The organism is Pseudomonas veronii (assembly GCF_001439695.1).
GTDB classification, from domain to species: Bacteria; Pseudomonadota; Gammaproteobacteria; order Pseudomonadales; family Pseudomonadaceae; genus Aquipseudomonas; species Aquipseudomonas veronii.
Map to the genome: position 1 here is coordinate 20,036 of NZ_JYLL01000032.1, position 15,984 is coordinate 36,019.

Genomic DNA, 15,984 nt, shown 5'->3' on the forward strand with positions numbered 1-15,984 from the left:
CGTGAGGGAGTAACGTTAAAACTTCAACTGGCTACCTCAGTGCATGTTTCATTGATTGAGGGCTGTTTGCTTGCTGGTAGCTGTTCATCCCGTGAATGCCTGACAAAGGCAAACGCCTGCTGCAGATCGTCGAGCAAATCATCGGTGTCTTCGATGCCGACGGAGACGCGTACCAGCCCTTCGGAGATACCCAGGGCCAGACGCTCCTCCAGCGTGTTCTCCACATGGCTGGTGGTCCGCGCCGGACCGTAAATGGTTTCCACCGCGCCCAGATTGCCCGCGCAGTGAGCAAAGCGCAGGCGCGGCAACAGCACCTTGACCGTGTCCATGCCACCGACCAGGACAAAACTGACGATGGCACCGAAACCGGACATTTGCGCACACGCCACAGCGTGGTTCGGGTGGCTGGTCAAGCCGGGATAATTCACCGACGCCACCAACGGTTCGGTGCAGAGGAACTCTGCCAGGGCACGGGCACTGTGTTGCTGCTGACGCAGGCGCAGCACCAGCGTTTTCATGCCGCGGATGATCATGTAGGCCGAGAAGGGATCGAGCGTCGCACCGTTGATTTCCCGGTAATGACGAACCTTGGCCATCAACGATTCGCTGCCGCATACCAGGCCGCCGAGCACATCGCCATGACCGCTGAGGAACTTGGTCGCGCTGTGGATGACCACGTCCACGCCCAGCGCCAGTGGGTTTTGATTCAGCGGCGTGGCAAAGGTGTTGTCCGCCACCACCACGGCACCGACGCGCTTGGCCGCAGCCACCAGACGCTGGATATCGAGGATTTTCAGGGTCGGGTTGGTCGGTGTTTCCAGGTACACCAACTGGCAGCCTTTGGCGATTTCACGCTCGATCTCCTCGTGATCGAACGTCTCGCACAAGGTCACCTCGACGCCCATGCGCGGCAGGAACTCTTCGAAAATCTTGTTGGTTCCGCCATAGCTGTCCTTAGTGGACACCACACGATTGCCGTGGGCCAGGAAGGTGTAAAGCACACTGCTGATCGCCGCCATGCCACTGCTGAAGGCCACGGCGGACTCAGCATGTTCCAACTCGCGGATTTTGGCTTCGAGGGTCTCGACCGTCGGGTTGCTCATGCGGCTGTAGATAAAGCCCGGAGCATTGCCCAGAGCAACGTCGTACCAGACGTCGATGTCGTCGTAACCGTAAGCGGCACTGACCACGATAGGTGTTTGAGTGGCATTGTAGGGGTGCCTGACTTGCTCCCCACCCCAGACCGCCCGGGTCCCCGCTCCGGCATTTTCAAGCCTTGTGCTGTCAGGTTTATTGTTCATTAAGACTACTCGCACTGAGAGTGGTGAATGTTGAATCATTAATCGGATCTGGCGGCCAATATATTGAAAACCCGTGCGCCCGAGAAACGATGTTATCGGTGCCAAAGGGCTGTTTTTTTTAATGGCTATCCATGTGCGGGGTGAGGGGGTCCAGCCCTGGTGGGTTTTTGTGCGGGCAGTGGGCTGTCTAGCTGGCTGATTTAACGTGCAAACGTTGATTGCGGTAGAAGCCGAACTATAAAGGGCGATGCATCAAGATAGTGAAACATCGCCACACATTATAAAATAACGAGAATTCTAGAACACACACCGCAACATAACTGCACCCTCATCAAACATCCCAACTATTCCTCATCACTCTAAGATTTATCTTACACCAACCACGGGCAACTACCCCGAGCAGCGCTTGCAACTTTATAGTTCTTGCGATTCAAATACCCGAGCGACTCTACAGCTCAAGCAGCGCATCATGACAACACTAAGCTTTCCTGTTTAACTGCGTGCCGGCCCATAGGTTAATTGCCCTCCCTGACGTGGCAACAGTATCGGAGCACAACACGATGTCGACGCTCTGCGAAAACGTTCTTATAACGGACATGACCTTTAGCGATTGCCCGGCCATCGAAACGACCGTGAACAATACGGCCGTTCTCGATATCGATATTCTCCTCTTGGGAGAAACCGGCACAGGTAAAGATACGTTGGCGCAACGCATCCATCAGCTGTCTCGTCGCAAAGGAAACTTCGTTGCAGTTAACTGTGCCGCCATCCCGGAAACCCTGGCCGAAAGCCAACTGTTCGGCGTCAACAGCGGCGCCTACACGGGCGCCATGCAATCTCGCGCGGGGTTTGTCGAAGCCGCTCATCTGGGCACCCTATACCTCGACGAAATCGACAGCATGCCGCTGTCGCTGCAAGCCAAGCTGTTACGTGTACTGGAATCACGCGGGGTCGAACGCCTGGGGTCTACACGATTTATCCCGGTAGACATGCGTGTGATCGCCTCGGCCCAGCACGCCTTGCACGAAATGGTCGAGCAAGGCACTTTCCGACGCGACCTCTACTTCCGTCTGAATGTGGTCAATATCCACCTACCAGCCTTACGGGATCGGCGAGAGCGGATCATTCCCTTGTTCCTGGACATGATTGAGCAAGAGGCCGATCACTTCCGGCTCGCCGCGCCGTCGCCCCCTAGCAAGCAGTTATTGCAACAACTGCTGTGCCACCCGTGGAAGGGCAACGTGCGCGAACTGCGCTCGACGGCCAAGCGCTTCGTGTTGGGCCTGCCGCCGTTATCCACCGCGGTGATCAACCGACATGAACTTGAATTGAACCTGAAGACACGATTGCAACAGATGGAGAAATCGTTGATTGAAGAATCGCTTCGTCAACACGACCACTGTGTGGACAGTGTGGCAATCGCTTTAGGCGTCGCCAAGCGAACGCTGTACCACCGAATAAAGCATTTGGGAATATCACTCAACTGAAACAGGGTGCCGCCCCTGTTAACGCAATAACATCTTTTGAAACATACCTTCCCGCAACATATGGAACGCATGAATCCGTTTAGCCACATAAGTCATGGAACAGCGATACAGGTGTGCAACAGCGTCTTTTGATGTATCGCTGACTCCAGTGAAACTAACGTCAAGCACGGAGAAAACAACATGACTATCGGTTCGATTGGCTCGTATTCTGGCGCCTCCTATGGTGGCGGTGACGCCAACAATATGTCTGCTGATGAGGCAGATGCTGGTATGGAGGCTGTAGAATCAAAGAAGCGCAAAGATGGCGTAAAAAACGCATATAAAGCAGCAGAGAACGCTAATACCAACGGTATTAAAGCAGCCGCTGACATGCTCCGCCTGTAATAGCTGAACGCTTGCTGGCCTTCTCGACAGTCGATGCCGGGAAGGCCATACCGCCACGAGCGTTGTCATATACACGCTCATCTTCTAACCCTTATCTGACAGGGCAACATGATGATAGGCAGCATCCGCACGACTGAAATCAATCAACTCCCTGGCACCTCGGGCATACAGGAGGCCTCCCACTCGGCCACCGATGTCAGCTTTTTCAACTCAACGCTCATGCCTTCCCCAGTTGCGAATACCGCGGTCGATCATGCGCTGCCACCGAATGTGCTTTCCGAAGCCGCAGGCAAGCTCAATTCCATGACTGAGCGTATGACCAAAAGCCTGCGGGCATTAAGCAGCAAGAACAAACTGGAAGAGGCGCGAAAATATCCGGGGCAACTTTCCGACGCACTCCTGCTGACGCACATGTTGTCGAAGAGCGTCGGTAAAACCGCGCAGTGCATCGATAAAATCAGCAACCTCCAGTAGGCCAACATGACTCGCCCGTGGCTTATCCTAGTAATCCTGTCGCTCTCATTCTTGCTCAATGCCTGCAGTGACCGTGTCGAACTTCATCGTCAGTTAACCGAACAAGAGGCCAATGAGGTCGTTGCGGAACTGGCGGACAAACATATCCGCGCCACCAAGGTTCCCGCGAAAGATGGCGTTGTGGTGGTGGTCAACTCAACCGATATCGGCCGCGCTGTGCGAACGCTGGAGGCCGCCGGCCTCCCGCGGGTCGCGCGCGCGACGCTGGGCGACACCTTTCGCAAAGAGGGGGTTATTTCCACGCCGCTTGAAGAACGAGCACGCTACATCTATGCCCTGTCCCAGGAGCTGGAGACCACGCTGTCGAACATCGATGGCGTCATCGTGGCTCGCGTACACGTGGTGCTGCCCGAGCGCGTCGCTCCGGGGGAACCGGTACAACCCGCCTCCGCCTCGGTGTTCATCAAGCATGACCCGCGACTCGACCCCGACAATATCAGGGCCCGGGTGCGCAGGATGGTTGCAAGCAGTATTCCGGGGATGACCGCCGCGGTGGAAAACCCGCAAAAACTGACGGTCGTCTTCGTGCCGGCAACCGCTTACTTAGAGCAGCAACGGTTGGCTTACTTCGGGCCGTTCCTGGTTCCGGGAGATGACATCGGTTTTTGGCGGGCCAGTGTGACATTCGGGCTGATCGCCCTGGCGCTGATGATCGCGGCGGGCATGTTCTGGCATAAACGCACACAAAGAGCCGCAGACGCGCTGTCAGACGGCCCATCCCCGGATGCGCCTGTCCAGGCCCGCAATGAGTAATCTCTCATGGGCCCAATGGTGGTCCGCGCCCTGGTTGTGTGCCCACGAAGACTGGAAAGCCCCCGTTCAACACGCCGCGCTGAATGAGCTGCACCGCAGCCGGCAGGTCGTCACGGGCACGCCTTATGGCGTTGCCCCTTGCCTGCCGCCAATGCCCGACCCCGCACTTCTGCAACTGGCACTCGCCCCCACGGATCAACTCGACCTGGGGCTCGCCCTGATTGACGGCATCTGCCGTCCCGCCTATGCCACCGCACTCGATGACAACCATCGACAGTGGTGCAACAGGCTGGCCAAGGCCCTGCCCCTGGATATGGTGCAACCCGATAATGACCCGCTGCAATTGCTCCGCGCCTGGGTCACGCCGGCCACCTGGCAGCGCATCCGGTTGCGCTTTGCGCGCCGGCGCATTTTGGATCTGGACGAAAAAGCCCTGTCGCTCGGCGACTCCCATAGCCGCCTCGATACCCTTTGGCATGCGGTGGCGTGGCGCATTGGCGCGATGAACAGGAACAGTAGCGCTGCCGCCTCAGAGGGGCACGGAGATTAACGATGTTATGCCGATATAAAATCAGCTCGCCCGGGGGCGCGCCGCCCTTGCCGGGGAGCCTGATCTCTTGCGAAACACTGGCGAGCTATACCCAGGCCAGCAATGTGGTGGACCAGGCAAAAGCCGAGGCCAGGCAGTTGCTGAAGACGGCACACGCCCAACGTGAAGCGCTGCTGGAAAAAGTCAGCGTTGAAGTATGGCAACGTGCCAATGCACAACTCAAACGCTGGGAAATCGAGCGTCAGGCCCTGTGCGACAGCCTTGAACAATACGCCACCTCGATCGCCAACCAGGCGATTCACCTGCTGCTTGAAGACACCCCCGCGCCCCAACGCATGGCCGCCCTGATCAAGCAATTACTGGCGAGCCATGTGCCAGCGGTGAAGGCAACATTGGTTTGCCACCCGCTCGAATTGGAGGCGGTGCGGGCATGCCTGACCAACCGCGGCAGCACGCACTGGACACTGCGCGCCGACGATACGATCAAACTGCAATCGCTCATATTGACCACCGAAGAAGGGGACTTCCGGATTGACTGGACGTCCTTGATCAATATTTTCATGAAGCCCGATGACAGCCCTTCAGACAACGGGTTTTAAACACACTTCATGAAATAAAAATTGCCGCACATGGAACCAATTCGAAATACAAACCAAAAAGGAGAACATCCCAACGGAGTGAATCCATGAACTATTACGACGGTTACAGCAATCGGCTTTTAAACGACGCAAGGGAGGTTAAACGTGACCTCAACCTCGCCGCAGAAACCAATTCCGGGTCTGAAGAAGACCTTGCCTTTTTTTTCGATCTTGTCGCCAAGCATCGAACTTCCGAATACGTCTTCAATGAGCATGCCCGCGTCAAACATATGCTCCTGAAGTCAGGCCTGGACAGCGGTCAGTAACTTGAACGCGCTGCTGGCCGAGTGTTTGAAACGCGGCTCCGGAGAATTGAGGTTATTCGAAAACAATGACGAAATTATCCTGCGTCATTGTTCGAACAGCCTGTTGCTCAGTGTCCAGTTGACGCCACTTCGCCCGGACAAATCATTGCTGCTGAGCTGGCTGCGACTGGGCGAGGTCAGCCTGGAACACTTTCCAGGCGCTCTCGCCCAGGCGCCGGCCAGTGGCGCGCTCTGGCTGATGCATTGCCTGCATGACAAGCACGACGAACAGCAGCTGCAGCTCTGCCTCGAGTCCCTGCTCAACCAACGCGATACCTGGCGCGCCACCGTCGCGCGCCTCCACAGACCGGCGCCTCGACGCAACCCCACCTCCCTACGTTCGTTGCTGTACTAATCAGAGAAGCTTCTATGCATAACAAGATCCACAAGCGCGACAGCTTGCGCATTGACCCGCCCGAAACTTCATCCAGACGCGCCGATTGGCGGTGCCTGATCGCCCTGACCTGCTTGCTGGCCCCGGCGCCAGGCGCCCTCGCCGCCATCCCCGCCGAATGGAAGAACACGGCATACGCCTATGAAGCCCAGCACAAGCCGTTACGTGAAGTCCTGGAAGATTTTGCCCAGACCTTCGGCACCCAACTCCAGATCGAGGGCCTGCTGGAGGGCAACGTCAACGGCAAGATACGCGCCAATACCCCGCAGTCGCTGCTCGACAGGCTGGGCGTTGAACACCGCTTCCAGTGGTATCTCTACAACAACACCCTGCACATCAGCACCCTCGATCAGCAAGAGTCCGCACGCCTGGAGGTGTCGTCCGAAACCATTGCCGACCTCAAGCAGGCGCTGACCGATATCGGCCTGCTCGACAGTCGTTTCGGCTGGGGCGAATTGCCGGAGGACGGTGTCGTCCTGGTCTCCGGCCCCCGGCGCTATATCGAACAGATCAAGCAGTTCAGCAGCCAGCGCCGTTCACCGGACGAAAAGCAGAGCGTGTTGAGCTATCCGCTCAAGTTCGCCAACGCCGCGGACCGCCAAATGGAATACCGCAACGAAAGAATCACCATCCCCGGCGTGGCTACCATGCTGCGCGGGCTGCTCGACCCACGCAATCCCGCGATGCTCACCGGCATGACTCAGCGCTCCCCCGCGCAGTCCCAGCCCGCGCCCCTGACGCCGGCGTTCCCGCGCCTGAGCAACCCGCTGCTGGGGCAGATGCTCGGCACACCCGCGCCAACCGGGCCGGTGGACGCCGGCATAGCGCTGACGTCGCGGGCGCCGGTCAACCCCAGCCGAATCCGCGTCGAGGCCGATGTGCGCAACAACGCGATTCTGATCTATGACCTGCCGGAGCGTCAGGGGATGTACCGCGAGCTGATCAGTCAGCTCGACGTGGCGCGCAAACTGGTGGAAATCGACGCCATCATCCTCGACATCGAACGCACCCAATTACGTGAGTTCGGCGTCAACTGGGGCTTTCAAAACAGTCGCTTCCGCGGCGGGGTCAACATGGCGCCCGGCACCTCATCACAATTGTCGATCGAAAACCGCGACCGCTTTTACGCCGACGTGCGCGCCCTGGAAGCGCGCGGGCTGGCAACCATGGTCTCCAACCCATCGGTGCTCACCCTGGAAAACCAACCGGCGGTGATCGACTTCAACCGCACCCAGTACCTGACGGCCGGCAGCGAGAACGCGACCATCCTGCCGATCACCGTCGGCACCAGTTTCCAGGTCGTGCCTCGCGTCATCACCAGCCGCGGTGGCCATCAGATCCACCTGGCGGTGGACATCGAAGACGGTAACTTCGACGAGTCCAACCCCGAACGCATCGGCCCCGATGTGCGTCGGGGCAAGGTCAGCACCCAGGCCGTCATGGCGGAAAAACGCTCCCTGGTGGTGGGCGGTTTCCATGTAACGAACAGCGCGGACAAGCAAAACAAGATCCCCTTGCTGGGGGACATTCCGTTGCTGGGCAAAGCGCTGTTCTCTTCGACGGAACGCCAGAACAACCGGCGCGAACGTTTGTTCATTCTCACCCCGCGCGTGATCGGCGATCAGTCCGACCCATCGCGTTACTTGCCGCAGGCCGACCAGAGCGAGTTGCAGGCCGCACTCAAACCCCTGGCACGGCGCTTGGCCCCACATCAGCCGGTGATCAACCGCAGCGACATCACCAGCATCCTGGCGCATCTGGTCAGCGGGCAAGTGCCCAAAGCCTTCAAGGCCGCACCGATGCCGCTGGCGTTGAACACGTTGTGTACCCCTCGCGAGCTGTTGGCGCTCAATACCGAGCGCAGCCAGTGGTACGCCGGCCCGCAGTTCAACGTGGCGGTGGTGGTGCTGCGCAATCAGTACAAGCGCAACGTCCGCATCGATGAAAAAGAATGCAGCAACTCCGAGACCCTGGCGGTCACCGTCTGGCCACGCGCCTGGCTCAAGCCGGGCGAAGAAGCCGAAGTGTTCATCGCCATGCGCCCGGTGGTGAAGGATGAACACCTGAGTGTGCCGCGCCCGTCCCTGCTCACGCCAACCCGGAAGACCACGCCATGAAGCCAAGACTGTTGTGCGCCACCCTGATGATTACCGCGTTGTTCATCAGCGGTTGCACCCCGACCTGCAAAGGGGACTCCTGCTCACGCCCACAATCGACCAGCGATAAATTGGTGATCTGGTGGCCGCCGCACATGCGCGTCGAACCCGGCCCGGCCGGGGAGCGTTCGGACTATCAAACGGTGTCGCTGGAACGATGAACGCCGGGAGGGTGCCGGACGATGAGCGGCATCGGCAGGCATTCTTCGATAGCCTGGTGAGCGGCGATGCCGCTCACCTGCCGTTGTGCCTGGGCATCGCCCTGCACACACGGCACGCCAACGCCCGCCCGGGGTTGGCATTGCACATCAGCCAGGCGGCCTTGCAAGCCGGGCAACTGCAACGCGTGCTGGAACGCCGTTTCGATCAGGCAGTGGTATTTGATGGCTGCTATATCTACCTCGATGCCCAGGGCGCACTGGTGATCTGGCACGCCCTGCCCGCCGAGCTTCAGGCCGTGGATCAAGTCCTCAGCCGAATGCTGTCGCTGGCCGACCTCGACGCCTTGGATGGTTTTGCCAACCGCTGATCAGCGCTGCTCCAGCTCCGGCAACTCGAGGGTTTCACGCTTGGCCTCATCGTCGAGGTCGCGCAAGGTACGGTAGATCAACGCCACCGCGTGCAAGGTCTCGCGCGGAATGCCCGCCCCCAGTTTTGCCTCGTACAGCGTGCGCGCCAACCATACGCATTGAATCACCGGGACATCCGCCGCCTTGGCTCGATCAATCAGCTTACGCGCATTCGCGTCCGTGCCCTTGGCCACCAGTTTCGGCAGCGGCGTTTGGCCGGGGCGGTAATACAACGCGACGGCAAAGTGCGTCGGGTTGACCACCAGCATGTCCGACTCCTCCAGCTTGGGCAGCTTGACCTTGGGTTCTTCCTGGGCCAACTGATAAGCCAACGAGCGCCGCTGGCCCTTGACGTGGGGATCGCCCTCCATGTCTTTGTACTCTTTGACCACCTCGACCTGAGTCATACGCATGCGCTTGGCAAAAAAGTACTTCTGCAACGTCAGGTCGATAAGCGCCAGCACCAGCAGCACCCCCAGACACGCATGCAACAAGTGCCGAAAGAGTGTGATCAGCGCGAGGATGTAGGTTTGCAGATCGCTGTTGGCAAGGTTGATCAGGGCCCCCAGCGACGGGCCAATCACCACGTACAGTATCAAGCCCAGGAGCAATGACTTGCCGATGCCCATCAACAAGTTCATGAGGGATTGGGCGGAGAACATCTGCTTGAGCTGGGTGAGCGGGTTCAACCGGTTGAAGTCCAACTTCAGGGATTCGGGGGCGAACAGCAAGCCGAACTGCATCCAGCTGCTGATCAGTTTCACCCCGATCGCGACCCCGACCATCAGCAGGCCGAAGGAGAAAAACAACACCAGCGCCTCCGTCAGCACTTCTTCCAGGGCGCGCGCAAAGGGTTGCCCTATGCGCGCCAGCGGCAGTGCGATCATCTGCTGGAAGCGCTGCATGCTGGTGTCGGCCGTGAACAAGGCGATCTCACTCAAGGCCGTCAGTACCAGCAACTTACCCACGTCCTGGCTCTGCGCGACTTGGCCTTTCTTGCGCTGGTCACGCAGTTTCTTGGCACTGGCGGGGTGTTTCTTTTCCCCTGAGTCACTCATGTAAAAGGCCCCTTGAACAGCAGGCCCAGGGAATGCTTGAGGTCACTCAGCAGCGCCATGCGCCCGACGATCAAGTCCTGCAGCAGGGCGAAATACAGCAGCAGAATACCGATGCCGGCCAGGCATTTAATCGGCGGGGCCAGCGTACTCACCTGCAGTTGCGGGCTGTAGATCCCCAACAGTGCCACGCCGAACTCGAGCAACAGCAGTACGGCGATAAAGGGCGCGGCGTACAGCATCATGTGAGTGAAGGTGTCGCCGACCAACTCGACAAACACACTGAGGCCATTGGCCGCCGGCAACGGAAACCACACGGTCGGCGGCCAGATCAGATAGCTGTCCCAGATCACCTGGGTCAGTGCGCCCAGGCCCAGGCTGGCCATCAATAAAAAAATCGCCAGTTGCTTGAACAAATGCCCGATCGGCGTGGCGTCGGGGCCCAGCGACGGGTTGAGCTGACCGCCGGCCAAAGCCCCGCGCTGGTTGTCCAACAGCGCCCCGACCGACTCGAACATCCAGAACGGCATCGACAGCAACACCCCCAGCAAAACGCCCAGGATCGCCTCTTTGAGCACCAGCGCGCCCAACATCATCGCGGAGAGTTCCTGCCCCATCAGCGCCGCATGAATACCCGGCGCGGGCATCAACGCCATGACCATCACCACGGCGTGCCTGGGCATGCCGCGAATGTGCTGGAAACAGAACGCCGCGACCAGAAAAGCGCAGGGGTAGATGCGTGCCATGCCAATCAGCAGGCTTGGCAGTAAATCAAGATAGAGCAGCATGGGCACGCCTCAATTCAAGGCCGAACGGGCGATCATGTCGAACGTCAGGTTGATCAACTGGACCAACTCCAGGCCAATCCAACGCCCGGTCACCACCAACGTGACGCCAACGGCGACCAGCTTGACGCCGAAAGGCAGCGTCTGGTCTTGTATCTGCATCAGCGCCTGGATCAGTGACGTCAGGACGCCCACGATCACCGCGACAATCAGCGGCGGCGCCGTCAGCACCACCACCAGCAGCATGCCCTGTTTGAACAGTACGATCGGTTCCATAGGCAGCTCAGAGATAGGAAAGGAACAGGCTGTCCAGCAGCCGCGACCAGCCGGACACCATCACAAACAGCAGTAATTTGAGCGGCAGGGAAATGGTCATGGGCGAGACCATTTGCATCCCCAGCGCCAGCAGCAGGTTGGAGACAATCAGGTCGATCACGATAAAGGGTATGTAGATCAAGAAGCCGATCTCGAACCCCGCCTGCAACTGCGACAACACATACGCCGGGATCAGCAGGATCAGGTCTTCGCGCTGGACCTCCTGCGCCATGGCCGGCGGCCACATGCGCGCGGTGTTTTCCAGCAGGTGGGTGAGGATGTCCGGGTCACTGTTACGCACCATGAACGTCCGCAACGGCTGCACCGCCTCAAGCCCGGTCTGTTGCAGCGTGCTCACGTTGCTCAAGTCCAGGGGCGATACCTTGACGACCTCCGCGATCTCATAGCCCACCGGCGCCATGATGAACAGCGTCGCCGCCAATGCGATGCCGTTGATGGCCATGCTGGGCGGCACCTGCTGCACACCGATCGCGTTGCGGGTAATCATCAGCACAATCACGATCTTCAAGAACGCGGTGCAGACGATCAACAGCATGGGCATCAACGACAAGGCCCCCACGAACACGGCCAGGACAATCGGGTCTACGCCTTGAAAACTCATCGGGAAAAAATCACACGAGACATCTGCAACCCCAGGCGACCGTCCACCTCCACCAATTGCCCCACGCCCAGCGGGCGGTCGCCGTAATACAACCCGGCCATGCCCGGCGCATACCCGGAAATGCCCAGCACCGCGCCGGGCGCCAGGTTGCGCAGCTCGCCGAGGGTCAGGTTGAGCGTGCCGCATCGCACATTGAGCGCCATGCTCAGTTCGTCGAACGGTTCATGCCCGAAGACATCCACCACCGGCGTGTCGTCTTCATGCCCTGCATAGGGCGGTGTTGCGAAATCCTCTTCCAAAGGCGCTTCCTCGATCGAAGTAAGGGTCAGGCAGACAGGCCCGGATTCATCATCAATAAACACGCACAGGCGTTGCCTGCCGACCTGCACATGGCCGTTGCCATGGGCTTGGAAATACACCTGCTCGAACATCAGCACATCGCCGGCGCGCAGGCCGCGCAATTGGCTGAGGGGCACGCGCAGGCGCCCGATCGTCACGGGCAGCGCCAACTGAAAACGCGTCGGCATCGGGCTGGCCATGCGGCGCCACGGCCCGGCCTCGCACAACGCCAGAAAGCTCTCGGTCGACAGCCACAGATAGCCCACCACGTGGGAAGCGCCGAGCGTCACGCACAACCGGCAACCGAAGTTCAACGGCCGGGCAGAGGGCAATAGCCGCAGATGCCCCAACAGCGCCCGCACCTGGGCACTCAAATGATGTTGAAACAGGGCCCAGAACCAGGAGTCCGGATCGTTGCCCGCCTGCGCCAACGTCACCGGGCATTCGCCCAGCAAGCTGAATTGCGGCCCCGGCTCACTGAACCCCAATACGCCGCAGGCTGTTTCGAAACAGAGCGGCTGGACGCCCATGGGGGCCGCCCCGGGTTCCAGCCGCAACTCTCCGCGCAGCTCGCCAACCTGGTACGACATGCGCAATCCGCGCCCCAACCGTTGCCGGGCCGCCACCACATCGCCCTTGACCGTGGGTAACGCCAGGGAGGGCATCATCATGCCAGCGCCGTATGTGCCAAATGCACGCTGACCGGCCGTGCCAGGCTCGCGGCGAGCCTTTGCTCGAACTGTTGCCGTACCCCGCTGAGCCAGCGCGTCGTGCCCTCTCGCTCGGCGCGCAACTCAACCCTCCAGGCGCCCTGCTCTCGGCCGATGCTGCTGTCGATCCGCCCCAGGTGCGGCAAATACAAGACCGCCGTCAGCGGCCACTGCGACACGCCGTCCATCCGCGAAACCAATTGCTCGCTCAACGCATCGACCCTGGCGGTTTCCCCCGAAGCCTTGATTCCGGCCAGGAACTGCCATTGGCTCGCGTCGTCGCTGTCATCATTCAACAACTGGGCAAACAGCCGTTGCTCCCAAGGCGCCAGCGCGTCGATTGCCGGCACACGGTCGCCCCAGAACTCAAGCGGGTACTGGCGCTCAGACGGGTTGACTGAAACGTGGTTCATAGCGGTTCCTGCGCGAGTAAATGGGAGAGTTCTTGGATTTTTTCCACCTGGCGCAGACACAAGGTCACGTGCTTTTGCGCACTGCCGACCTGCACCGCCTGCTCTTCGCGTTGCCCTTGCAGGGTCTTCAACTGGCTTTCTTCGCGGCGGGTGCCGGCCGACAAGTGCTGCTCCTTGGCGCTCCAGGTTTTCAGCGCCTTGAAGGTCACCACCTGGCCCTGGTGTTCACTCAACAGTTGCGCGCATTGCCGGGCCTCTTCCTGGCGCGTTTGCTCCAGCGTCTCCTGGGCCTGCTGGATATGCGCGACCAGCGTTTGATGCGCCCGCTTGGCCTCGCGCAGCGCCCGCTCGGCGCGGTCTGCGCGGTATCGACGCAAGCGCCGCAAGGTGTCGATGTCACTCGGCAATACTTCAGAAAGGGACATAGGCAGTCAGCTCCATCAGGTGATCCAGGGTCGAGGCGATGGGCGAGGGTTCACGCAGGTCCTGGCGCAGGAAGTCATCCACCGCCTGGCGGCTGTCCACGGCCAGATCGGTCAGCGCATCGTTGCCGGGCTGGTACTCGCCCAACTTGAGCATCAACTCGATCTGCTGGTAAGCCGACAACAGGCGGCGCAACGCCGTGCCCGACTGGATGTGCCCAGGCTCGGCAACGTTGCTCAAAATTCGCGAAAGGCTGGCCAGCACATCCACTGCCGGGTAGTGGCCCCGCTCGGCCAGCTTGCGAGACAGCACGATATGGCCGTCGAGCAGCGAGCGAACTTCATCGGCCACCGGATCGCTCATCGAGTCCTGCTCAATCAGCACGGTGTAGATCGCGGTGATCACGCCTTCGCGCGTCAACCCGGCGCGCTCCACCAAGCGCGGCAACAAGCTGTACACCGACGGCGGCAAACCACCGCGGCCCAACGGTTCGCCGGCGGCCAGGCCGATTTCACGCTGGGCCCTGGCGAAACGGGTCAACGAGTCGATCAGCAACAACACCCGCTTGCCCTTGCGCCGGAAACCTTCGGCCAGCGCCGTCGCCGTGAACGCGGCACGCGCGCGCTCCATGCTGGAGCGGTCGGACGTGGCGCACACCAGCACGGCCTTGGCACGCAACTGGTCATCCAGTTCGTGATCGAGGAACTCGCGCAATTCGCGGCCCCGTTCACCGATCAGGCCGAACACAATCACATCGCATTCCACGTTACGGGCGATCTCGGCCAACAACGTGGTTTTGCCGCAACCGGCGCCGGCGAACAGCCCGACGCGCTGGCCCTCGCCCAACGTCAGCAAGCCATCGATCGAGCGCACGCCAGTGGCCAACGCGCGACTGATGCGCGGGCGCTCCGTGGGCAATGGCGCCTCGCACAACACCGTGGTCGCGTCGGGCGTATCCGCCTCGACGAACGCACTGGGGCCCTCGCCGGCAATCGGCCGACCAAAACCATCCAGCACCTGGCCCAACAGCTCGTCGCTGACCCGCACCCGGTGCGGCACCCCCAGGCGCTCCACCGCGGCGCCGACGCGCACCCCCTCCAGATTGCCCAGGGCACTGAGCACCGCATCCTGCTGATCGAACCCGATGATTTCGGCCAGCATGTAATCGCCAGGCTTTTTTTCGACCTGGCACAGATCACCGATACGCGCCTGGGGCAGCCGGCACTGCAACAGCATGCCGTTGACACGCTGGATACGCCCGCGCATCGACACCGGCGCGAAACGGGCCAGGCCCTGGGACTGAATCAATTGCCACGCGTCGAGACGCTCCTGCACCGTGCCGCTCACCAGCGCACCTCATAGCGTTGCGCGCCGTCGAACACCACCTTGCTGTTGTCGATCAGCACCAGCCGCAGGCCATCCACTTCATCGCCGACGAACAAACGGTCGCCGTGTTCCAACACCACATGACCGCTCGGCCCGCCGACGATCTGCAAGATCTTGAACGGCAGGATGCTGTCACGTACCCGTACACGACTGATCACCGGCACGGCGGTATCGAACTGTTCAGCAAAGCGGCTGAGCATGCGCGCCACGAGTTCGACCTCTTCCTGGGACACATCGCCATTGAGGGCGATCTGCCCATTGATCACCTGCAAGCCGACGCGATGGTCCAGCTCGCGCTCGCCGAGCATCTTGAGCAACTGCTGACGCACCTCGAGCGGCGAACCGAGGTTGGGCTTTTGCGGCTCGACGGGCATCAACGACGCCTGGGCCTCATGCTCGCCGGTGGACGCCATGCCGACCGCCACAATGATGACCGCACACACCAGCACCAGGCTGATCAGGCGCTTCTGCTGAAACGGCGGGATGGACGACAGCACCAGCGCGGGCGGCGCCTCCTGGCGCGGCTCGGCGGCTGGCGTGACCTGCGCGACCGCCGCCCGGGGCCAAGGCTGGTCGGCCAAGGCGACGCACAGGCGAATGCTGCCCAGCGAAAAAGGCGTATTGAGCGCCAGGTCGGCGATCTGTGCCAGCGCCTGCCCGGTGCTGCTTTGCAACAGCCCGGCTTCCGCCTGCACCGACCAGAACCCGTCGATCAACCGCAGCCGCGCATGATGCTCGACCACCCCGGCGTCGGTCAGCAGCAGGTCGGCGTCCGTGTGACAACCCAGGCTCCACTGCTCGCCAAACAACGGCAACGCAGCGCCCTGATTCAAACCCTCCAACACGCGCAGTTCAAACATCAGCA

General features: G+C 60.5%; 21 protein-coding genes. 11 read left to right on the forward strand and 10 right to left on the reverse strand.

Annotated elements, in window-relative coordinates:
* Window positions 1-23 precede the first annotated feature (23 nt).
* Window positions 24-1,301: a cystathionine gamma-synthase family protein gene (locus TU80_RS26160; protein ID WP_046384767.1), complete on the reverse strand. Its 1,278-nt coding sequence runs from the start codon at window positions 1,299-1,301 to the stop codon at window positions 24-26.
* 560 nt (window positions 1,302-1,861) lie between these two features.
* Between TU80_RS26160 and TU80_RS26165 the strand changes: the two genes are divergently transcribed.
* From TU80_RS26165 to TU80_RS26215, 11 genes are all read left to right on the forward strand, one after another.
* Entirely contained in the window at window positions 1,862-2,788 is a 927-nt protein-coding gene (locus TU80_RS26165; protein ID WP_017844409.1) for a sigma 54-interacting transcriptional regulator, read from the forward strand.
* A 180-nt stretch (window positions 2,789-2,968) separates the two neighbouring features.
* Window positions 2,969-3,172, forward strand: a complete 204-nt coding sequence (locus tag TU80_RS26170) for a hypothetical protein (RefSeq protein WP_017844410.1) — start codon at window positions 2,969-2,971, stop codon at window positions 3,170-3,172.
* Between the two features lie 111 nt (window positions 3,173-3,283).
* A complete protein-coding gene (locus TU80_RS33555; RefSeq protein ID WP_232925850.1) occupies window positions 3,284-3,646 on the forward strand; it encodes a hypothetical protein in 363 nt (120 codons plus the stop codon).
* 6 nt (window positions 3,647-3,652) lie between these two features.
* Window positions 3,653-4,459 (forward strand): type III secretion system inner membrane ring lipoprotein SctJ, encoded by an 807-nt coding sequence (gene sctJ, locus TU80_RS26180; protein WP_046384769.1) that lies wholly within the window; start codon window positions 3,653-3,655, stop codon window positions 4,457-4,459.
* Entirely contained in the window at window positions 4,452-5,009 is a 558-nt protein-coding gene (locus TU80_RS26185; RefSeq protein ID WP_046488039.1) for a hypothetical protein, read from the forward strand. Before sctJ ends, TU80_RS26185 begins: the two co-directional genes overlap by 8 nt.
* Window positions 5,010-5,011: 2 nt before the next feature.
* A complete protein-coding gene (gene sctL, locus TU80_RS26190) occupies window positions 5,012-5,608 on the forward strand; it encodes a type III secretion system stator protein SctL (protein WP_017844414.1) in 597 nt (198 codons plus the stop codon).
* A gap of 86 nt (window positions 5,609-5,694) precedes the next feature.
* Complete coding sequence (locus TU80_RS26195; protein ID WP_026139725.1) at window positions 5,695-5,913, forward strand: hypothetical protein; 219 nt, start codon at window positions 5,695-5,697, stop codon at window positions 5,911-5,913.
* A 46-nt stretch (window positions 5,914-5,959) separates the two neighbouring features.
* Window positions 5,960-6,307 (forward strand): type III secretion protein, encoded by a 348-nt coding sequence (locus TU80_RS26200; RefSeq protein ID WP_226926247.1) that lies wholly within the window; start codon window positions 5,960-5,962, stop codon window positions 6,305-6,307.
* 14 nt (window positions 6,308-6,321) lie between these two features.
* Entirely contained in the window at window positions 6,322-8,463 is a 2,142-nt protein-coding gene (gene sctC / locus TU80_RS26205) for a type III secretion system outer membrane ring subunit SctC (RefSeq protein ID WP_057005745.1), read from the forward strand.
* Window positions 8,460-8,663, forward strand: coding sequence for an HrpT family type III secretion system protein (gene hrpT, locus TU80_RS26210; RefSeq protein WP_057005746.1), 204 nt, complete (start codon window positions 8,460-8,462; stop codon window positions 8,661-8,663). Before sctC ends, hrpT begins: the two co-directional genes overlap by 4 nt.
* Window positions 8,660-9,031, forward strand: a complete 372-nt coding sequence (locus TU80_RS26215) for a hypothetical protein (protein WP_017844419.1) — start codon at window positions 8,660-8,662, stop codon at window positions 9,029-9,031. Before hrpT ends, TU80_RS26215 begins: the two co-directional genes overlap by 4 nt.
* Here the strand turns inward: TU80_RS26215 and sctU are convergent, their stop codons facing one another.
* Genes sctU through TU80_RS26260 form a run of 9 tightly spaced genes read right to left on the reverse strand, consistent with a single transcriptional unit; the run spans window position 9,032 to window position 15,979 of the window.
* Window positions 9,032-10,129 carry a type III secretion system export apparatus subunit SctU gene (gene sctU, locus TU80_RS26220; RefSeq protein ID WP_046488028.1) on the reverse strand — a complete coding sequence of 366 codons (1,098 nt, stop codon included), beginning with the start codon at window positions 10,127-10,129 and terminating at the stop codon, window positions 9,032-9,034. It abuts the gene before it with no gap.
* Window positions 10,126-10,914 carry a type III secretion system export apparatus subunit SctT gene (sctT, locus tag TU80_RS26225; protein ID WP_017844421.1) on the reverse strand — a complete coding sequence of 263 codons (789 nt, stop codon included), beginning with the start codon at window positions 10,912-10,914 and terminating at the stop codon, window positions 10,126-10,128. Before sctT ends, sctU begins: the two co-directional genes overlap by 4 nt.
* 9 nt (window positions 10,915-10,923) lie before the next feature.
* Entirely contained in the window at window positions 10,924-11,187 is a 264-nt protein-coding gene (gene sctS / locus TU80_RS26230) for a type III secretion system export apparatus subunit SctS (RefSeq protein WP_017844422.1), read from the reverse strand.
* 7 nt (window positions 11,188-11,194) lie between these two features.
* Entirely contained in the window at window positions 11,195-11,848 is a 654-nt protein-coding gene (sctR, locus tag TU80_RS26235) for a type III secretion system export apparatus subunit SctR (RefSeq protein WP_046384774.1), read from the reverse strand.
* Complete coding sequence (locus tag TU80_RS26240) at window positions 11,845-12,858, reverse strand: FliM/FliN family flagellar motor switch protein (protein WP_057005747.1); 1,014 nt, start codon at window positions 12,856-12,858, stop codon at window positions 11,845-11,847. Before TU80_RS26240 ends, sctR begins: the two co-directional genes overlap by 4 nt.
* Entirely contained in the window at window positions 12,855-13,310 is a 456-nt protein-coding gene (locus tag TU80_RS26245; protein ID WP_046384776.1) for a type III secretion system HrpP C-terminal domain-containing protein, read from the reverse strand. The genes TU80_RS26240 and TU80_RS26245 overlap by 4 nt, the downstream gene beginning before the upstream one ends.
* Window positions 13,307-13,735: a type III secretion system stalk subunit SctO gene (gene sctO, locus TU80_RS26250; protein ID WP_057005748.1), complete on the reverse strand. Its 429-nt coding sequence runs from the start codon at window positions 13,733-13,735 to the stop codon at window positions 13,307-13,309. Before sctO ends, TU80_RS26245 begins: the two co-directional genes overlap by 4 nt.
* Window positions 13,722-15,080 (reverse strand): FliI/YscN family ATPase, encoded by a 1,359-nt coding sequence (locus tag TU80_RS26255; protein WP_046384778.1) that lies wholly within the window; start codon window positions 15,078-15,080, stop codon window positions 13,722-13,724. Before TU80_RS26255 ends, sctO begins: the two co-directional genes overlap by 14 nt.
* A complete protein-coding gene (locus TU80_RS26260) occupies window positions 15,077-15,979 on the reverse strand; it encodes an FHA domain-containing protein (RefSeq protein ID WP_046384779.1) in 903 nt (300 codons plus the stop codon). Before TU80_RS26260 ends, TU80_RS26255 begins: the two co-directional genes overlap by 4 nt.
* Window positions 15,980-15,984 lie beyond the last annotated feature (5 nt).